This window comes from Pseudomonas fuscovaginae SE-1, assembly GCF_000364705.1.
GTDB classification, from domain to species: Bacteria; Pseudomonadota; Gammaproteobacteria; order Pseudomonadales; family Pseudomonadaceae; genus Aquipseudomonas; species Aquipseudomonas fuscovaginae_A.
Genome location: NZ_AQOH01000389.1, coordinates 1 through 596 on the forward strand (window position 1 = coordinate 1; position 596 = coordinate 596).

Here is a 596-nt window from a genome sequence, read left to right on the forward strand (position 1 = left end):
GTGGTCGGTTGTATGAGGATTGCTGGCATGGGCATATGGTTGTTGAAGAGATTGAAGGCGATCTGTACGCTATTTTTCAGCATAAGGAAATGTGGTTGAATGAAGATATGCCGCCTTTGCTTAGAGAAAACTCAAGGCCGGATCCGAAGCACTCACATACAACGGCGGTTCGTTTTGATGCTGTGGAATCTTACCTTTTGAGCTTGATTGAAAAGGCAGGGCGGTAAGAGGTTCGAGTGTGGAATACAGTTAGAAACAGCAGGGCGTGGCAGAAACTGGGACGCCCTTTAGCCGGTCTCGAGTCAAGGTCAATAGCCACAGCGCCCTGCTGTTTTTAGCTGCAGGGTTTGCCATTCAACTCAACCTGATCGGTCGAACCCGTTTTCTCATGTTCTGACTACGACCGAGTCGTGCCTGACACCCATTTGGATCAAGCGGTCGCGATACTGCGCGGGCGCTCTGGCAACTGACTGCCCCAGAGAAACGTTGGTGCCGCCAAGATGTCCCAACCGTGGCGCAGAACTGTGGTTCGTGCAAACACACCTCCAATCTCAACGGGCTCACTTGGCAGACGACCCGGTTACAACACACTCAGG

General features: G+C 52.2%; 1 protein-coding gene. It reads left to right on the forward strand.

Annotation, left to right across the window (positions count from 1 at the left end; translation table 11 throughout):
* Nucleotides 1-227, forward strand: a 227-nt coding sequence (locus K675_RS31675) for a hypothetical protein (protein ID WP_037007403.1), incomplete at its 5' end; no start/stop codon positions are given.
* Between the last annotated feature and the right edge of the window lie 369 nt (nucleotides 228-596).